Source organism: Streptomyces sp. NPDC002690 (genome assembly GCF_053592415.1).
In genome coordinates this window covers 1-1,571 of sequence record NZ_JBSFVR010000703.1, presented here as the reverse complement: position 1 = coordinate 1,571, position 1,571 = coordinate 1, and the positions used below count along the sequence as shown (strand labels likewise).

The 1,571-nt window shown below is 72.8% G+C and carries 2 protein-coding genes and 1 pseudogene; 2 read left to right on the top strand and 1 reads right to left on the bottom strand.

What is annotated here, in order from left to right:
* Window positions 1-56 precede the first annotated feature (56 nt).
* Window positions 57-377: pseudogene (locus tag ACWD3D_RS36855) on the top strand (substrate-binding domain-containing protein); the annotation flags it as partial.
* A gap of 163 nt (window positions 378-540) precedes the next feature.
* Window positions 541-696, top strand: a complete 156-nt coding sequence (locus tag ACWD3D_RS36850) for a hypothetical protein (RefSeq protein WP_266702407.1) — start codon at window positions 541-543, stop codon at window positions 694-696.
* Window positions 697-830: 134 nt separating this feature from the next.
* Here ACWD3D_RS36850 and ACWD3D_RS36845 read toward each other — a convergent pair whose 3' ends face one another.
* A complete protein-coding gene (locus ACWD3D_RS36845) occupies window positions 831-1,403 on the bottom strand; it encodes a CGNR zinc finger domain-containing protein (protein WP_451464992.1) in 573 nt (190 codons plus the stop codon).
* Between the last annotated feature and the right edge of the window lie 168 nt (window positions 1,404-1,571).

Below are 1,571 nucleotides of genomic sequence, written 5' to 3'. Positions count from 1 at the left end.
CGACGTCGGGCAAGCGAGGCCGCTGAAAGGCTCGTTGGAGTGCGCCTCGGCCGACCCGGCTGCTCGGGCTGGTGCCCCGCCCCACCGCCGTCTTCTGCGCCAACGACCTGCTCGCCCTCGGCGTTCTGCAGGCGCTCTACGCGGCCGGGGTGAGCGTGCCCGGAGACGTCGCCATCGTCGGGTACGACGACATCGAGTTCGCCGCGGCCGCCGCCGTCCCGCTCACCTCCGTCCGGCAGCCCGCGGTCCGGATGGGACAGCTCGCGGCGGAGCTGCTGCTGGAGGAAGCGGACGACGACTCCGGCACCCACGAGCACCGCAACGTGGTCCTCCAGCCCGAACTCGTCGTCCGCGCCTCCAGCGCCGCCCACCGCTGATCCCGGCCCGGCCCGGACGCCGCCGCCCGTACCGCTGCCTGTCGGACACCAGGGGGAGAGTCGTACACCCAAGCGATTTTGGCGCTTCTTCGAGGTGAACTCCCGGCCCCAAAAGCTGGGTTGATCAACGCGGCGGCCCCGGCTGAGTCATGATCGCTACGAAATGTTGGACACATCCCGGGGCGAAGCCCCCGCACAGACCGCCGAAGAGCCGCGTGGCTGCCTCTTCGCTCTCTCCCAGCCGCCGCTGATGATCTTCCTCACGGTGGTCGGCGGCCTGATCCTCATGGCCGCACTGCACGATCTCTTCCTGCTGTGAGCCGGCGACGCCCCGTGGTCCGGGTACGCCCCGGAGACCGGCGACGCCCCGTGAGCCGGGGACACCCCGTGAACCGGGGCGGGCCGCGCCCGCCGGGCCGTGAGCCCGGGGGCGGGCCTCGCCCGCGGCCCCGCTCAGCCGGCCGCTTCCTTGCGCCGGGCCCGGTACGCGGCGACATGGAGGCGGTTGCCGCAGGTGCGGCTGGAACAGTAGCGGCGGGAGCGGTTGCGCGAGAGGTCGACGAACGCCCGGCCGCAGTCCGGGGCCTCGCAGCGCCGCAGCCGCTCCTGCTCACCCGTGACCACGATGAACGCCAGCGCCATACCGCAGTCGGCCGCCAGGTGGTCGGCGATCGAGGCACCCGGCGCGAAGTAGTGGATGTGCCAGTCGTACCCGTCGTGGTCGGTCAGCTGCGGAGTGGTGCCCGCGGCGGCGACCAGCTGGTTGACGAGATCGGCAGCGCTTCGGGCGTCGGCGGCCGCGAAGACCGCCGCGAACTTGGCACGTACGTCCCACACCGCCCGCAGGTCCTTCTCGCTGAGCCGGTCGACTCCGCTGACGCGATGGCGTGCCGCGAAGGCGTACAGCTCCGCGGTTCCGGCGATCTTGTCCGAGGGCCCGCCGCCGGGCGCCCCGCTTTCCGGGGCGGTGTTCACCAGATCGACCACCGTGTCGAGGGCGATGCGGGTGTCGTGTGGGATCAGCACGCTTGGCTCCCTGGCCTCCGGCGGGCGCCGCGCCCGCAGATGCGGGCAGACTCTACTGGCTCGCACCGCCCGCGCCGTGGCCGGGACGGGTCCCGGCCCACCCGGCCGCATTTTCGCACTACGACCCACCCCCGAGGCCACTCAATACCGTCTCGGCCCGATCCAGGG

What these genes read in the sequence shown, in the direction of transcription:
- ACWD3D_RS36850 (WP_266702407.1), top strand. Translation starts at nt 541, where the DNA reads ATGTTGGACACATCCCGGGGCGAAGCCCCCGCACAGACCGCCGAAGAG.